The sequence below is a fragment of the Streptomyces sp. NPDC006296 genome (assembly GCF_040613235.1).
In the GTDB taxonomy this organism is placed as follows: domain Bacteria; phylum Actinomycetota; class Actinomycetes; order Streptomycetales; family Streptomycetaceae; genus Streptomyces.
Genome location: NZ_JBEXRT010000014.1, coordinates 19,824 through 35,262, shown reverse-complemented (window position 1 = coordinate 35,262; position 15,439 = coordinate 19,824). Strand labels below are relative to the sequence as shown.

Here is a 15,439-nt window from a genome sequence, read left to right as displayed (position 1 = left end):
CCGATGACCTCAGCACGTGAAGAGCCCGCATACGAGAGGGACCTGCTGGTCCAGCTGACGCGCCGCTGGGGGAAGCGGGTGGCGGTCAAGAAGGACGAGCTCGACCTCGACGGGCATTTCGACGCGGCGCTGCCGGACTTTCCCGAGCACCTCGTCCCGGTGCTTGACCTGCCGGGCGCGGACCGGCTCGACCGGGACGCCCGCGCACGCATCCTGTCCGCGGCGTGGATCGCCTACAACACCAAGACCGCGGCCATCGAGAACGAGATCATCCTGCCGGCCTGCCGGTTGATGCTGGAGGAACGGATCCCGGTCCGCCGCGACGACGTCGCCGTCGACGCGCTGCACCAGACGGTCATCGACGAGCACTACCACATCCTGATGTGCCACAACGCGGTCGGTGTCACCCGCAGACGGCGCGGCCTGGAGGACCTGCGGCTCGCTCCGGGCGTCTGGTCGGTGGTCCAGGGACGGGACGCGGTCCGCGCCGGGCTGTCCGGGTCCGACCGCGACATCGTCGACATCGCGTTCTCCCTGGCCGCCGAGACGACGATCAGCGGGTTCCTGTCCGCGCTCTCCACCGCTTCGGACATCCAGCCGATGAACCGGATCACCACCGACCTGCACCGGCGGGACGAGAGCGGACACGCCGTGGTCTTCCGCGAGCTGTGCGGCTCGCTCTACCGGAACCTGGACAGCGGCATGCGGAGGCTGTTCCGCGAGGCGCTCGTCACCGGGCTGTCCGCGTTCAGGTCCGCGGACCTGGAGCCCTGGGTGGCCGTGGCGGCCGAGGGCGGTTTCGCGATCGACACCGGCCAGTTGAGCGAGTGGGCCGCTTCCCGCCCCGTGCCCGCGCGGGACACCGGACCGTTGCAGCTGCTGCTCGACGACCTGGGCATCAGCGGCGATCTCATCGAGACGGTCCAGCGCTGACCGCGCCGCGTCGCCCAGCCACGAGAAGCGAACGGAGAGCACGATGACCCTCGCCGGCGAAGCGGCCGCGCACTGGCGGACGCTCGTCGCCCATCAGCGACCGGAGTGGCCCGGCCCGGTCGAGCTCGGCGACGTGGTGCACCGTCTGGCGGCCCTGCCGCCGTTGGTCACACCGCAGGAGTGCGACACGCTCACCGCGCGACTCGCCCAGGCGGCGGAGGGCAAGGCGTTCCTGCTGCAGGGCGGCGACTGCGCCGAACGCTTCGACGGTGTCTCGACGCGGGCGATCCACGGCAAACTGCGCCTCCTGCGTCAGATGGCCGCGATCCTGACGCAGGCGTCGGCGGTGCCCGTGGTCCAGGTGGGCCGGATGGCCGGGCAGTACGCCAAGCCGCGGTCCCGGCCGACCGAGACCGTCGACGGGCGCACACTGCCGGTCTACCGGGGCGACGCGGTGAACGGCCCCGGCTTCAGCCGGGCCGAACGACGGCCGGACCCGGCCCGGCTGCTCCGGATGTACGACGCCTCGCGCCGGACGCTGGACGCCATGCGCGCGTACGCCCGTGACGGCACCGGTCCGCCTCAACCGCACGAGGAGATCCAGGACTTCGTACCCCGCCCGTCCGCCGCCGAACGCCACGGCGCCCTCGTCGGCCGGATCGGCCGGGGACCGTCCGCCGAGGGCGCGCACGACGCTGATCCGTCGCGCACCACCGAGGTGTTCGCCAGCCACGAGGGACTGCTGCTCGACTACGAGGCCGCCCTGACCCGCCCCGGCCCGCGCTCCGGCCGGAGGTACGCGGGCAGTGCCCACATGCTGTGGATCGGCGACCGCACCAGACAGCCCGACGGCGCCCACGTCGCCTACTTCGCCGCCATCGACAACCCGATCGCGGTGAAGCTGGGCCCCACCACCACACCCGAGCAGGCCCTGGCCCTGATCGACCGCCTCGACCCCGACCGGGGGCCGGGCCGGCTGACCTTCATCGTGCGCATGGGGGCCCACCGCGTGCGGTACCTGCTGCCGGAGCTCGTGGAGAAGGTCACGGCCTCCGGCGCACCGGTGGCGTGGGTGTGCGATCCGATGCACGGCAACACCTTCGAGGCGCCCAGCGGACACAAGACCAGGCGGTTCGACGACGTCCTCGCCGAGGTCGCCGGCTTCTTCGAGGTGCACCGCGCGCTCGGCACCCACGTCGGCGGACTCCACGTGGAGCTGACCGGCGAGGAGGTGACCGAGTGCGTCGGCGGCAGCACCGGCCTGGGCTTCGACGACCTGCACCGCAGGTACGAGTCGGCGTGCGACCCCCGCCTCAACGGAAGCCAGGCGCTCGACCTGGCCGTCCTGGTGGCGGAGATGTTTACCCCGGGAGCGTCACCGGACCGCTGAGCCCCCGGCCGGCGCCCGACCGCCCGGATCGGCGCACGCCCGGCCACCGCCGGGGACACCCGCCGCGCCGATCCCGGCACCGGCCGCGTCCCCGTCGGGGACTCCCGTGCCGGGCGCGCGGAGCCGGCCCTGCCGGTCCGGCTGAGAAGAAGAAAAAAGGCCCCAATCCGGAGATTGGGGCCTCAGATGTGGCTGGGGCCGGGATCGAACCGGCGACCTATCGCTTTTCAGGCGATCGCTCGTACCAACTGAGCTACCCAGCCACGCAGCCCGTGAGGGCTGCAGCGGTCCTGACGGGATTTGAACCCGCGGCCTCCACCTTGACAGGGTGGCGAGCACTCCAAACTGCTCCACAGGACCTCGCGCATGTCGCACCCGGTTGAGGGGCTGAAATGCTGGGGGATCGGCCTCGGCGCTGGCGCCTTGACCGAAGGCTGACTATACCCGACGGAGACCGGCGGGATGAAATCAGTAGATCGGTGCCGCCGGGAGCCCGCCGTGCGGCACACCGCTTTCCGGGATGTGCCGGCACACTGCGGGCGCCCTGGACACAAAAAGTCCCCCTGACCGGTGTTTCCACCGGTCAGGGGGACCGTAAGCACGTGCCCCCAACGGGATTCGAACCCGTGCTACCGCCTTGAAAGGGCGGCGTCCTGGGCCACTAGACGATGAGGGCTAAGGGCCCACCTGCGCGCTTCGCAGCGCGTCGGGGACGTGAGAAGCATAGGGGATGCGAGGAGCTATCGCCAAAACGGTTACGGGGAGGGCGTCGGCACGCTCGGGGAGGGTGACGGGCTCTTCAGGTTCTCCTCCGGGAGATGGCGGCTGACCTCGGCAGTCGTCAGCCCGAGACCGCCGAGGGTGATCTCGTCCCAGGCCTGCAGATGCCGGGTGGGGCGGTCCAGATAGAGCACCGAGGCGCGCACCTTCTCGGGCTTCCGGTTCTGCACGGCGCGCAGCCCGCCGCCGCCCGTGGAGCCCTCCACCTTGAGGCGCGTACCGAGCGGCAGCAGCCGGTTCACCCGGTGGTGCACATGGCCGGCCAGGACCAGCGGAACCGTTCCGTCCGTCTCCCGCGCCGCGTCCGGGTCGTGCGCCACCGCGATGTCCACCGGGGTGCCCGCACGCCGCTGGTCGCGCAGGGCCGAGGCGAGCCGCATCCCGGCGAGCTGCTCGGCGGCCTTGCCGCCGACCGGGCGCGAGCGGTCCGGGGTGAACTGCGGGTCCCCGGTCCCGGCGATCCGCAGCCCGGCCACGCTCACCGTCCGGCCCTCGTCCAGCACGTGCGCGTTCTTCGTCTTCTCCAGGTGCTCCTGGGTCTGCCGGGAGTCGTGGTTGCCCCGGACCCAGACATAGGGCGCGCCGAGGTCCTCGACCGGGTCCAGGAAGCCGTTCTCGGCGGCCGTGCCGTGGTCCATCGTGTCGCCGGAGTCGATGATCACGTCGATCTCGTACTGCTCGACCAGCGAGGCGATGATGTGCCAGGCGGCCGGGTTGAGGTGGATGTCGGAGACGTGCAGGACCCGGATGGTCGCCGGGTCCGGCTGGTACACGGGCAGCGTGGACGTGGCGTCGTACAGCTTGGTGACGTTGGTGACCAGGCGGGCGAGCTCCTGCTGGTAGACGTCGAACTCGGTGACGATCGAGCGGGCGTCGCCGACGACCGAGGGGGCGCTGGACAGGAGCCCGGAGAACTTCGGCTCCAGCACGGACTTCGGGTTCCAGGTGGCGTACGCGCTGACGCCCGAGGCGGCCAGCAGCGCCAGGGCCAGGCCTCCCGCGGCCAGGGCGCGGCGCGGGCGGCGGTAGACGACGAGGCCGAGCGCGGTGGCGCCGGAGACCACCGCCACGCAGGAGCGGACGGCCAGCTCGCGGGTGCCCGCGGCCACGTCGCCGGTGACCTCGTCCTGGAGGCCGGAGAGGCGCTCGGGGTGCTTGACCAGCGCCTGCGAGCGCTCCGGGTCCAGCTGGTCCACATCCACGTCCAGCCGGACCGGGGCGTGGTGGGAGTCCAGCTCCAGGGCGCCGAGCGGGGACACGTTGATCTTGGTGCCGCCGGTCATCGACGGCCGCAGGGTCATGGTGGTGTCCATGGGGCCCACCGGCGTCCGCACGCTGCCGACGACCAGCAGCCCGAGCCAGGCGCCCAGCACGACCACCGCCAGCAGCCCGAGCGCCCGCTGCCAGGGGTGCGCGGCGGGGACCGGGCCTCCGGCGGGGGCGGTGGCGCGCGAGCGGGAGCGGAGGAGGCGGCGGACACGGACGGCTGCGGCGTGGAACGGGCGTGCCATTGGGCGCGTATGCCCCGTTCGGGCGCCGGACATGCGGTCGGCGGGCGGGCCTGGGCCGGGCGGGTGATCCGCGGAGCGGGTGCGGCCCGCCCGTTCCCGGCCGGTGTACGTGACAATGGCGGTGTGCTGGAGATGACGCGCGAGGAGTTCGAAGAGCTGGTGAGCCTGGCGCTCGACCGGGTCCCGCCGGAGCTGATGCGGCTGATGGACAACGTCGCGGTGTTCGTGGAGGAGGAGCCGGAGGACCCGCAGGACCGCGAGCTCCTCGGCCTCTACGAGGGAACACCGCTCACCGAGCGCGGGGAGTGGTACGCCGGGGTGCTGCCCGACCGGATCACCATCTACCGGGGGCCGACCCTGCGGATGTGCGAGACCCGCGAGGACGTCGTCGCCGAGACCGAGATCACCGTGGTCCACGAGATCGCCCACCACTTCGGCATCGACGACGAGCGGCTGCACGCGCTGGGGTACGGATGAGCGGCGGCCCCGCGTCCGGGCCGCCCGCGCGCGGCCCCGGCACCTGGCCGGTCCTCGCAGTGATCGCCGCGGGCGGCTCCCTGGGAGCCGTGGCCAGGTACGCGGCCTCCCTCGCCTGGCCCGTGTCCGGCCCCGGCTTCCCCTGGACGGTGTTCGCCGTCAACGTCACGGGCTGCGCCCTGATCGGGGTGCTGATGGTGCTGACCGTCGAGCGGGCGCGCGTCACCCGCCCGCTGGTGCGCCCGTTCCTGGGGGTCGGGGTGCTCGGCGGGTTCACCACCTTCTCGACGTACGCCGCCGACGTGTCCCGGCTGCTGGTCCGTCAGGAGGTGGCCACGGCCCTGGCGTACGCGGCGGCGACGGCCGTCGCGGCGCTCGCCGCGGTGTGGGGCGCGGCCGCGCTCACCCGGGCGCTGGTGGACGGGCGGGGGAGGGTGTCGTGACCTGGCTGCTGGTGGCTCTCGGGGGCGCGGTCGGGGCGCCGCTGCGCTATCTGACGGACCGTGCGGTGCAGGCACGGCACGGCGCCGGACTGCCGTACGTCTTCCCGTGGGGGACGTTCACCGTCAACGCGGCGGGCAGTCTGCTGCTCGGCGTACTCACCGGGGCCGCGGTGTCCACCCCGGTGTACGCGCTGCTGGGCACCGGACTGTGCGGGGCGCTGACGACGTATTCGACGTTCTCCTACGAGACCCTGCGCCTGGCCGAGGCGGGGCGGGGCTTCCTCGCGGGGGCGAACGTCCTGGCGTCCCTGCTGGTGGGGCTCGGGGCGGTGTTCCTGGGGGCGGAACTGGCGGGGGGCTTCGGGGTCTCCGGAGGGTGACCGGGGCGTCCACGGGGTGTGCGGGTGTTGTGTCCGGGCGTGTCCCCGGCGGGGGCGGCGGAGTTGGACAGGGCGCTCGCCCGTCCCGCCGTCCTCCCCTCCCCGGAGGTGCACCCCGTGCGCCAGTTGTCCGCCCGCGTCCGCTGGGCAGCCGCCACCGCGCTGACGATCGCCGCGTCCACAGGCTGTGTGAGCGTCGGTGACGACGCCGGGAAGCCCACGCCCTCGCGTTCCGCCGACCGTGCGGGCGCCTCCGCGCTGCCCGACGGGGACACCGTGTCCGGTACCGGCAGGTCCGGTTCCGGCGGTGGCCGCGCCGAGGCGCAGTCCGAGCGGGACGCCTCGCGCCGTCCGGACCCGAAGGCCTCGGGCCGCACGCCGTCGGCGGGGCCGGTGAAGGCCGCGCCCGCGTCGGTCGGGCCCGGTGCCCCCGAGCCCTCCCACGGCGGCCCGCCGCCCACCCCCGAGCCCAGCGCCCCGGGGCCGGTCGAGCCGCCGCCTCCGCCGGTCACCCCGGAGGAGCCGCCGGCCTCGCCCGAGCCGGAGCCCTCGCCGCCGCCGGAGCAGCCCTCGGCCTCTCCCGCGGCCCAGTCCCGCACGGACGCGATGGGGGCGCCGGGGCAGCCCGGAGTGTGGCCCACCCCGCGGGTGTCACCGCAGGTCGCGCCCGTGTGAGCGGGCTGATTTGCGCGATGTGGGGGAGGGTGCGTATGGTAGTAGATCGTTTGATCCCATTGCCCGGCGCCGACACAGAAGAGCGCCGTGTGGCGCGTACTCTCCCTTGCCGTGGCTGGACCGCATTGAGGCGGTCGAAATTGCGATAACACGGAGTTACGGGCGCGTGCCGAGACTCCGGAAGGTTTCGCATTTCGCATGTCAATTTCCAGTTCTGACCGCACCGTCATGTCCGAGAACGACGTCGAGGGCATCGAGGTCCTCGAGGCCGCCGAGGCCGTCGTGGCCCAGGCCGACGAGACCCCCGCCGCGGAGTCCTCCGCCGCGGACACCGCTGCGGACTCCTCCGAGGCGGCCGACCAGACCGCCGAGGACGCCGAGGACGCCGAGCCGAGCGTCACCTTCGCCTCGCTCGGACTGCCCGAGGGCGTCGTCCGCAAGCTCTCGCAGAACGGCGTGACGACCCCCTTCCCGATCCAGGCGGCGACCATCCCGGACGCCCTGGCCGGCAAGGACATCCTGGGCCGCGGCCGTACCGGCTCCGGCAAGACGCTCTCCTTCGGTCTGCCGACCCTGGCCGCGCTGGCCGGCGGTCACACCGAGAAGAAGAAGCCCCGCGCGATCATCCTCACGCCGACCCGTGAGCTGGCCATGCAGGTGGCGGACGCCCTTCAGCCCTACGGCGACGTGCTCGGCCTGAAGATGAAGGTCGTCTGCGGCGGTACGTCGATGGGCAACCAGATCTACGCGCTGGAGCGCGGTGTCGACATCCTCGTCGCCACCCCGGGCCGGCTGCGCGACATCATCAACCGCGGCGCCTGCTCCCTGGAGAACGTCCAGGTCGCGGTCCTCGACGAGGCCGACCAGATGTCGGACCTGGGCTTCCTGCCCGAGGTCACCGAGCTGCTCGACCAGATCCCCGGCGGCGGCCAGCGCATGCTCTTCTCCGCCACCATGGAGAACGAGATCGGCACGCTCGTCAAGCGCTACCTGAGCAACCCGGTCACCCACGAGGTCGACAGCGCGCAGGGCAACGTCTCGACCATGTCGCACCACGTCCTCGTCGTGAAGCCGAAGGACAAGGCGCCGGTCACGGCCGCGATCGCCGCCCGCAAGGGCCGCACGATCATCTTCGTCCGCACCCAGCTGGGCGCCGACCGCATCGCCGAGCAGCTCATCGAGTCCGGTGTGAAGGCCGACGCGCTGCACGGCGGCATGACGCAGGGCGCCCGTACCCGCGTCCTCGAGGACTTCAAGAAGGGCTACGTCAACGCCCTGGTCGCCACCGACGTCGCCGCCCGCGGCATCCACGTCGACGGCATCGACCTCGTCCTGAACGTGGACCCGGCCGGCGACCACAAGGACTACCTGCACCGCTCGGGCCGTACCGCGCGTGCCGGCCGCTCCGGTGTCGTCGTCTCGCTGGCGCTCCCGCACCAGCGCCGTCAGATCTTCCGCCTGATGGAGGACGCGGGCGTCGACGCCTCGCGCCACATCGTGCAGGGCGCGGGCGTCTTCGAGCCCGAGGTCGCCGAGATCACGGGCGCCCGTTCGCTGACCGAGGTCCAGGCCGACTCGGCGAACAACGCGGCCAAGCAGGCCGAGCGCGAGGCCGCCGACCTCACCAAGCAGCTGGAGCGGGTCCAGCGCCGTGCCGTGGAGCTGCGCGAGGAGGCCGACCGCCTGGTCGCCCGTGCCGCCCGTGAGCGGGGCGACGACCCGGAGGCGGCGGTGGCCGAGGTCGCCGCCGAGGCCGAGGCCGCGCTCGTCGCCGCCGCGACCGTCCCCGAGCAGCCGGCCGCGCGCGAGGACCGTCGCGACGACCGGGGCAACTTCAACCGCCGTGACGACCGGGGCGGCAACGACCGCGGCGGTTACCGCGGCGGCAGCGACCGGGTCGGCGAGCGCAGCGGCCGCCCCGCCGGCGGCAGCGGATACCGCGGCAGCAACGACCGTCCGTCGTTCCGCGGCAGCAGCGACCGTCGTGACGACCGTCCGTCGGGTGGTTTCCGCTCCGGTGGTGACCGTCGGGACGACCGTGGTGGCCGTTCCTTCGAGCGCCGTGACAACGACCGTCCGTCGTTCAACCGCGACCGTCGTGACGACCGCCCGTCGGGTGGTTTCCGCTCCGGTGGTGACCGTCGGGACGACCGTGGTGGCCGTTCCTTCGAGCGCCGTGACAACGACCGCCCGTCGTTCAACCGCGACCGTCGCGACGACCGCCCCTCCGGTGGCTTCCGCTCCGGCGGCAGCGACCGCCCGTTCAACCGTGACCGTCGTGACGACCGTCCCTCGGGCGGCTTCCGCTCCGGCGGCGACCGTCCGCACGGCCGTCGTGACGACCACCGCGGCGGCACCGGCACGGGTACCGGCACCGGCACCTTCGGCCGCCGCGACGACAAGCCGCGCTGGAAGCGCAACGGCTGAGTCCGGCTGATCGGCTGACCGATCCCTGGGGCCCGTACGGCACTTCGGTGCCGTACGGGCCCCAGGGCGTTTCCGGGCCCCCTGCGAGGGCATCGCTGGGGGCATGACAAATGACGACGTCGCAGCGGCGGTCCCTCCACCGGACGCCCCCAAGGGCTCCCCGTCCCCGTCCGGCCCGGCTCCCGCCGCGCCCACGGACGAGGAGCGACTGGCCGAACTCGGCTACACCCAGGTGCTCGCGCGCCGCATGTCCGCCTTCTCCAACTACGCGGTCTCGTTCACGATCATCTCGGTGCTCTCCGGCTGTCTGACGCTGTACCTGTTCGGCATGAACACCGGCGGGCCCGCCGTCATCACCTGGGGCTGGGTCGCCGTCGGGCTGATGACGCTGTTCGTCGGCCTGGCGATGGCGGAGATCTGTTCGGCCTATCCGACGTCCGCGGGCCTGTACTTCTGGGCCCACCGCCTCGCCCCGCCCCGCTCGGCGGCGGCCTGGGCCTGGTTCGCCGGCTGGTTCAACGTGCTCGGCCAGGTCGCCGTCACCGCCGGCATCGACTTCGGGGCGGCGTCCTTCCTCGGGGCGTACCTGAACCTCCAGTTCGGCTTCGAGGTCACCCCCGGCCGCACGATCCTGCTCTTCGCGGCGATCCTGGTCCTGCACGGCCTGCTGAACACCTTCGGCGTCGGCATCGTGGCCTTCCTCAACAACGTCAGCGTGTGGTGGCACGTCGTCGGGGTCGCCGTCATCGTCGGCGCGCTCACCTTCGTGCCGGACTCGCACCAGTCGGCCTCGTACGTCTTCACCGAGTTCGTCAACAACACCGGCTGGGGCAGCGGCTTCTACGTCGTGATGATCGGCCTGCTCATGGCGCAGTACACCTTCACCGGCTACGACGCCTCCGCCCACATGACGGAGGAGACCCACGACGCGGCGGTGGCGGGCCCGCGCGGCATCGTGCAGTCCATCTGGACGTCCTGGATCGCCGGGTTCGTGCTGCTGCTGGGCTTCACCTTCGCCATCCAGTCCTACGACGGCGCCCTGAACTCCCCGACCGGCGCTCCGCCCGCGCAGATCCTGCTGGACGCGCTCGGCGCCACCACGGGCAAGCTCCTGCTGCTCGTCGTGATCGGGGCGCAGCTCTTCTGCGGCATGGCGTCCGTGACCGCCAACAGCCGCATGATCTACGCCTTCTCGCGCGACGGGGCGCTGCCCTTCTCCCGCGTCTGGCACACGGTCAGCCCCCGCACCCGCACCCCCGTCGCCGCGGTCTGGCTGGCCGCCCTGGGCGCCCTGGCCCTCGGTCTGCCGTACCTGATCAACGTCACCGCGTACGCCGCCGTGACGTCCATCGCGGTCATCGGCCTCTACATCGCCTACGTCATCCCCACCCTGCTGAGGCTGCTGCGCGGCGACGACTTCGTCCGCGGCCCCTGGCACCTGGGCCGCTGGTCCCGCCCCATCGGCATCATCGCGGTGACCTGGGTCGGGGTGATCACGGTGCTCTTCATGCTGCCCCAGGTGTCCCCGGTCACCTGGGAGAGCTTCAACTACGCCCCGCTGGCCGTCCTGGTGGTGCTCGGCTTCGCCGCCGTGTGGTGGCTGGTCTCGGCCCGGCACTGGTTCCTGAAGCCGGCCGCACCGGCCCACAAGACTCCGATCACGGACGAATCCACCCCCTGACCCCGCCCGCCCCGCCACGACAGGGCCCGGCACCCGATACCCGATCGGCTGCCGGGCCCGGGCCAGCTATGCTCGGGGGGTGATCCATCCGGGGCCGTTAGCTCAATTGGTCAGAGCAGCGGACTTTTAATCCGTTGGTTGTGGGTTCGAGTCCCACACGGCCTACCACAGGACCCCAGGTCAGAGTGTCAACGGCCTGGGGTCCGCCCCTGTCTTCGACGTCATGTGCCGGCGCTGCCGCCCGGTCGGCCGGGTCGGCGTGCGTGATGATCCGGGGACGTCCGGCCCGGAGACGCGGGGGACCCGGTGGACGCCCCGACCGCGTACGACCAGGACCCCGACGCCTGACCCCGCACACGACAACGGCGCCCCCGCGCCCGGCCCGTGGGCCAGGTGCAGGGGGCGTGTGCCAGTGCCAGGGGGCGAGGTCGAGATCGACCGGGGGCTCGGGTGGCGGACCGGCCGGAGGTCGGACCCATGAGTCTCGTGGCACGCGCGATTCGCTCGCATACGCACCGCGTGGCAGTTCTGGACCTCGGCGAGGGGCGCTTCGTCGCTGTCGATGGGGGGCGTCGGCCGCGGTGGCGTGTCAGCGGGCGAACTTCTCGACGGCCTCAGGGGTGACGGGGGTGAAGAAGTTGACCAGGTTGCCGTCCGGGTCCCGGAACAGCAGGGAGCGGTTGCCCCAGGGCATCGTGGTGGGTTCGGTCACGATGTCGGTGACGAAGCCGGACAGATTGCGGTGCACGCGGTCCACGTCGTCGACGCGGAACTCGGTGATCACGCTGTGGTTCTCCGACGGGCGGGCGGAGCCGGGGGCGAACAGGGGGATGGTGCGGGTGCTCGCGACGGCGAGGGTGGCGCCGGGTGTCCTGAGTTCGGCGAAGTCCTCGGTGGCCCACTCCGCCCGGACCTCCGTGACCCGCTCGTAGAAGGTGACGAGGCGTGCGACGTCGGCGGTGATGATGCGGATCGAGACGAAGTCCATGGGAGCTCCCTTGTCGTGCTGGTGCTGGTGCCGGCGCTGGGCGCCGGTGCAGGTGGCTGTGGCTGTGGCTGTGGCTGTGCCGACGCCGGTGGCGCGGCCGTCGTCGTGCCGGGCCGGCGTCGTGCACGTCGGAGGCTAGGGGAGATAGTGGACGGATTCCGCCCGGTATCGATCGGAGGCTGTGGCCATGACCCGACCCGCAGGACGTGTGCTGAGGCTCCTCGAGCTGCTGCAGTCGGGCGGTACCCGCACGGTGGCCGAGCTGGCCGACCGGCTCGGGGTCGACGGGCGCACCGTGCGGCGGTACGTGGAGCAGCTGATCGACCTCGATGTCCCCGTGGAGTCGGTGCGGGGCCGGTACGGCGGGTACCGGCTCGGCCCCGGCTACCGGTTGCCGCCCCTGATGCTCGGGGACGACGAGGCCCTGGCCGTGCTGCTCGGTCTGGTGGCGGGCCGCCGGGCGGGGCTGACGGTGGCGGGGCCCACGGCGGCCGATACGGCGGCGGCGAAGATCCGGCGGGTGCTGCCCCGGCACCTCGCCGGCCGGCTGGACGCGCTCCTGGAGTCCCTCGCCTTCACGGACCGGCCCGGTGAGCCCGCCTCTCCCGACGCCGGGGTGCTGCTCACGCTCGCCGACGCGGTGCGCCACGGCCGGCCGGTCTCGATGCGCTACACCGGCGGCGACGGCCGGCGCAGCGCACGCACGCTGCACGCGTACGGGATCGTCGCCCACGCGGGCCGCTGGTACGTCACCGGGAGGGACGCGGAGAAGGGCGAGGACCGGACCTTCCGGCTCGACCGCATCTCCGAGGCACGGGCCCTCCCCGGATCGTTCGAGGTGCCTGCGGGTACCGACCCGGTCGGGCGCGTGCTGTCGGGGTTCGCCACGGCCGGGTACCGGCACGAGGTGATGCTGCGGATCCACGGGACGGCCGAGCAGATCCGAGCCCGCCTCCCCGCCTCCGTCGCGACCCTGGAGGAGGAGCGCGGCCCCGCGGAGGACGGCGCGCCGGAGGACGGCGCGCCGGAGTGCGGCCCCGTCGGGGACGGCGGGCCGGAGCACGGCGGGCCGGAGTACGCCCCCGGCGAGGGCGGCGGAACGGAGTCCGGACGCTGGTGGCGTGTCGGTGTCAGGGCGGAGCGACTCGACTGGCTGCCGCCGGTGCTGGCCGCGCTCGACCGGCCCTTCGTCATCGAGCGTCCCGCCGAACTCCGCGACCTCGTCACCGCGTTCGCCGGTCGCCTCGCGGCCTCCGCCCGCCGGGTCCCGTGAGCGGCCGCCGCCGGGAAGGAGCCGTGCCGACCCTCCGCCGGCGTGTCCGGCTCAGGGGCGCGGCCAGGGGCGGCCGCCGATGCGTTCGATGTCGGAGTTGAAGCGCCGCAGGTAGCCGGCGAAGGCGGAGATGTCCTCGTCGGGCCAGTCGGCCATGACGCGTTCCAGGGAGCTGACCATGCCCTCGCGTTCCGCGTCGAGGGTCCTCGCGCCCTCCTCCGTGATGCGGAATTTGCGGGCCATGCCGCCGTCCGGGTCGGGGATGCGCTCCACGAAGCCGGCGCGCATGACCGCGGCGGTCTGCCGGTTGAGGGTGGAGACGTCGAGGTCGAAGGCCTCGCTCAGTTCGCCGACGGACATCGGGCCCTGGACGCGGATGCGGCTGAGCAGGACGTAGGCGCTGCGCTCCAGGAGGCCGTCCTTGCGGCGGCCCTTCCTGTGGGTCAGCAGGCCGTGCCGGCTGAGCAGCATCTGCTCGTACTCGACCTCGTGCGTCGCCCTCTTCATGCGCGGGCACCTCCTGCTTCCTGCCGGGCGTGGCCGGTGTGTCGTCGTGCGGTCGTGCGTACCGGCTTCATCGTATGTTTACCAGGGCGTGCATATGGCACACAGTGTGCATGATGCAATAGGCATGTACGATGCCAGTTCTTCCTCCCGAAACGACCGGATAGCCGAGGACCCCCGATATGGACGCACCCCAGCCCACCGCCCGCGCGGGCGGTGTGATCACGACGCTGGCGCTCGCCGGCACCGTCGCCGCGGTGATGCAGACCCTGGTGACCCCGCTGATCGCGGAGCTGCCGCGGATTCTGGACACCTCGTCCTCGAACGCCGCCTGGGTGGTCACCGTCACCCTGCTGGTCGCGGGCGTGTGCGTGCCGGTGACCGGCAGGCTCGGCGATCTCCTCGGCAAGCGCCGCATGCTGCTGGCCTGCGCGGTTCCGCTGATCGCCGGGTCGGTGGTGTGCGCGCTGGCCTCGTCCGTCGTGCCGATGATCGTGGGGCGTGGTCTCCAGGGCATGGGCATGGGCATGGTGCCGCTGGGGATCGCGCTCCTGCGCGACGTGGTGCCCACCGAGAAGCTCAGCGGTTCGATCGCCCTGGTCAGCGCCTCCATGGGCATCGGCGGCGCCCTCGGCCTGCCGATCTCCGCCGCCGTCGCCGAGTACGCCAGCTGGCGCGTGCTGTTCTGGGGTTCCGCCGTCCTCGCGCTGATGATCGCCGTGCTCATCTGGGTCTTCGTCCCGGACGTCCCGGCCGGCGCCAAGGGCCAGCGCTTCGACGCGCCCGGCGCGATCGGGCTCGCCATCGGCCTGGTGTCCCTGCTGCTGGCGATCTCCAAGGGCGCCGACTGGGGCTGGGGTTCGGGCACCACGCTCGGACTGTTCGCCGTGGCGGTCGTGGCGCTCGGTACCTGGGGGTTCTACGAGCTGCGCACCCGCGACCCGCTCGTCGATCTGCGGACCACCGCCCGTCCGCGCGTGCTGCTGACCAATGTCTCGTCGATCCTGGTCGGCGTCGGCATGTACTCCTTCATGCTCATCGCCCCCCAGCTGCTGCAGTTCCCCGAGGCCACCGGGTACGGCCTCGGCCAGTCGATGCTGGCCGCCGGCCTCTGGATGGCTCCCGGCGGCGTGATGATGATGATCGTCTCCCCGCTCGGCGGGAAGCTGATCAACGCACGCGGGCCCAAGATCGCCCTCGTCCTCGGCGCCCTCGTGATCTCCGTGGGCTACGGCATCTCGCTCTTCCTGATGGGTTCGGCCTGGGGCCTCATGATCGTCGGGATCGTCATCAACAGCGGTGTCGGCCTCGCCTACGGTGCGATGCCCGCCCTCATCATGAGCTCGGTCCCGCTCTCGGAGACCGCCGCGGCCAACGGCTTCAACACCCTGATGCGTTCCCTGGGCACCACCATCGGGTCCGCCGTCATCGGCGTCGTGCTGGCGCAGATGACCATGGACCTCGGCGGGTTCTCGTTCGCCTCCGAGGACGGCTTCCGCGTCGGCCTGATGATCGGCTGCGGGGTCGCCCTCGTCGCCGCCGCGGTCGCCGCGCTCATCCCGGGCCTCGTCCGTCCCGCCGACGGCGACCGGACCGGACCCGCCGCCGCGGACAAGGTCACCGTCGAAGCCTGACCCGCGCCACCGGAGGCGGCCCGACGACGTACGGAGGCGCCCCGGGAGACACCGGAACGCCCCGGCCGGAGGAACTCACGTTCCCCGGCCGGGGCGTTCCGGCGTTCCCCGGGCCCGGGAAGTTTCTGCTGCACGGGCATTGACCGGGGGAGTGGGCCGAATTTACGTTCTTCGCGTTGCCCTTCGTATGTCATATATGAGACGCGATATGAGAGCCGAGCGCCCCATGCAGCCAGCCCCGATCCACCTCCCCGGCCGCCCCCGGCGCCCCGGAAGAGGCTGACGGCCCGCCCCGCCGGTCCCGCGCTCACCGAAGCACCTCTCCACCCCGCACGGTCCACGC

At 72.5% G+C, this 15,439-nt stretch carries 13 protein-coding genes and 4 tRNA genes; 11 read left to right on the top strand and 6 right to left on the bottom strand.

Annotation, left to right across the window (positions count from 1 at the left end):
* Positions 1-3: 3 nt before the first annotated feature.
* Together ABZ172_RS12430 and ABZ172_RS12425 are read left to right on the top strand one after the other, a co-directional pair.
* Positions 4-933, top strand: a complete 930-nt coding sequence (locus ABZ172_RS12430; RefSeq protein WP_356883067.1) for a diiron oxygenase — start codon at positions 4-6, stop codon at positions 931-933.
* 43 nt (positions 934-976) lie between these two features.
* Positions 977-2,323 carry a 3-deoxy-7-phosphoheptulonate synthase class II gene (locus ABZ172_RS12425; protein WP_356883065.1) on the top strand — a complete coding sequence of 449 codons (1,347 nt, stop codon included), beginning with the start codon at positions 977-979 and terminating at the stop codon, positions 2,321-2,323.
* 189 nt (positions 2,324-2,512) lie between these two features.
* Here the strand turns inward: ABZ172_RS12425 and ABZ172_RS12420 are convergent.
* From ABZ172_RS12420 to ABZ172_RS12405, 4 genes are all read right to left on the bottom strand, one after another.
* Positions 2,513-2,586 (bottom strand) — tRNA-Phe (locus ABZ172_RS12420).
* A gap of 22 nt (positions 2,587-2,608) precedes the next feature.
* A tRNA-Asp gene (locus tag ABZ172_RS12415) sits at positions 2,609-2,683 on the bottom strand.
* A 243-nt stretch (positions 2,684-2,926) separates the two neighbouring features.
* Positions 2,927-2,999, bottom strand: a tRNA-Glu gene (locus tag ABZ172_RS12410).
* A 79-nt stretch (positions 3,000-3,078) separates the two neighbouring features.
* Positions 3,079-4,614: a metallophosphoesterase gene (locus ABZ172_RS12405; RefSeq protein ID WP_356883063.1), complete on the bottom strand. Its 1,536-nt coding sequence runs from the start codon at positions 4,612-4,614 to the stop codon at positions 3,079-3,081.
* A 123-nt stretch (positions 4,615-4,737) separates the two neighbouring features.
* On the opposite strand from ABZ172_RS12405, the gene ABZ172_RS12400 reads away from it, so the two are divergent.
* The 7 genes from ABZ172_RS12400 (at position 4,738) to ABZ172_RS12370 (ending at position 10,865) form a co-directional block, all read left to right on the top strand.
* A complete protein-coding gene (locus ABZ172_RS12400; RefSeq protein ID WP_356883061.1) occupies positions 4,738-5,091 on the top strand; it encodes a metallopeptidase family protein in 354 nt (117 codons plus the stop codon).
* Entirely contained in the window at positions 5,088-5,534 is a 447-nt protein-coding gene (locus ABZ172_RS12395) for a CrcB family protein (RefSeq protein ID WP_356883059.1), read from the top strand. The genes ABZ172_RS12400 and ABZ172_RS12395 overlap by 4 nt, the downstream gene beginning before the upstream one ends.
* On the top strand, positions 5,531-5,914 hold the full coding sequence (locus ABZ172_RS12390) for a CrcB family protein (protein WP_356883057.1): 384 nt from the start codon (positions 5,531-5,533) through the stop codon (positions 5,912-5,914). Before ABZ172_RS12395 ends, ABZ172_RS12390 begins: the two co-directional genes overlap by 4 nt.
* A gap of 117 nt (positions 5,915-6,031) precedes the next feature.
* Positions 6,032-6,589, top strand: coding sequence for a hypothetical protein (locus tag ABZ172_RS12385; RefSeq protein ID WP_356883055.1), 558 nt, complete (start codon positions 6,032-6,034; stop codon positions 6,587-6,589).
* A gap of 198 nt (positions 6,590-6,787) precedes the next feature.
* Positions 6,788-9,016, top strand: coding sequence for a DEAD/DEAH box helicase (locus ABZ172_RS12380; protein ID WP_356883053.1), 2,229 nt, complete (start codon positions 6,788-6,790; stop codon positions 9,014-9,016).
* A 103-nt stretch (positions 9,017-9,119) separates the two neighbouring features.
* Positions 9,120-10,697 carry an amino acid permease gene (locus ABZ172_RS12375; RefSeq protein ID WP_356883051.1) on the top strand — a complete coding sequence of 526 codons (1,578 nt, stop codon included), beginning with the start codon at positions 9,120-9,122 and terminating at the stop codon, positions 10,695-10,697.
* 91 nt (positions 10,698-10,788) lie between these two features.
* Positions 10,789-10,865 (top strand) — tRNA-Lys (locus ABZ172_RS12370).
* Between the two features lie 421 nt (positions 10,866-11,286).
* On the opposite strand, the gene ABZ172_RS12365 is transcribed toward ABZ172_RS12370, so the two are convergent.
* On the bottom strand, positions 11,287-11,685 hold the full coding sequence (locus ABZ172_RS12365) for a VOC family protein (RefSeq protein ID WP_356883049.1): 399 nt from the start codon (positions 11,683-11,685) through the stop codon (positions 11,287-11,289).
* Between the two features lie 187 nt (positions 11,686-11,872).
* On the opposite strand from ABZ172_RS12365, the gene ABZ172_RS12360 reads away from it, so the two are divergent.
* Positions 11,873-12,958, top strand: coding sequence for a transcriptional regulator (locus ABZ172_RS12360; RefSeq protein ID WP_356883047.1), 1,086 nt, complete (start codon positions 11,873-11,875; stop codon positions 12,956-12,958).
* A gap of 51 nt (positions 12,959-13,009) precedes the next feature.
* On the opposite strand, the gene ABZ172_RS12355 is transcribed toward ABZ172_RS12360, so the two are convergent.
* A complete protein-coding gene (locus ABZ172_RS12355; protein WP_356883045.1) occupies positions 13,010-13,465 on the bottom strand; it encodes a MarR family transcriptional regulator in 456 nt (151 codons plus the stop codon).
* Positions 13,466-13,644: 179 nt separating this feature from the next.
* On the opposite strand from ABZ172_RS12355, the gene ABZ172_RS12350 reads away from it, so the two are divergent.
* The gene (locus ABZ172_RS12350; RefSeq protein WP_356883043.1) at positions 13,645-15,096 is read left to right on the top strand and encodes an MFS transporter; all 1,452 of its coding nucleotides are present in this window, start codon (positions 13,645-13,647) and stop codon (positions 15,094-15,096) included.
* Positions 15,097-15,439 lie beyond the last annotated feature (343 nt).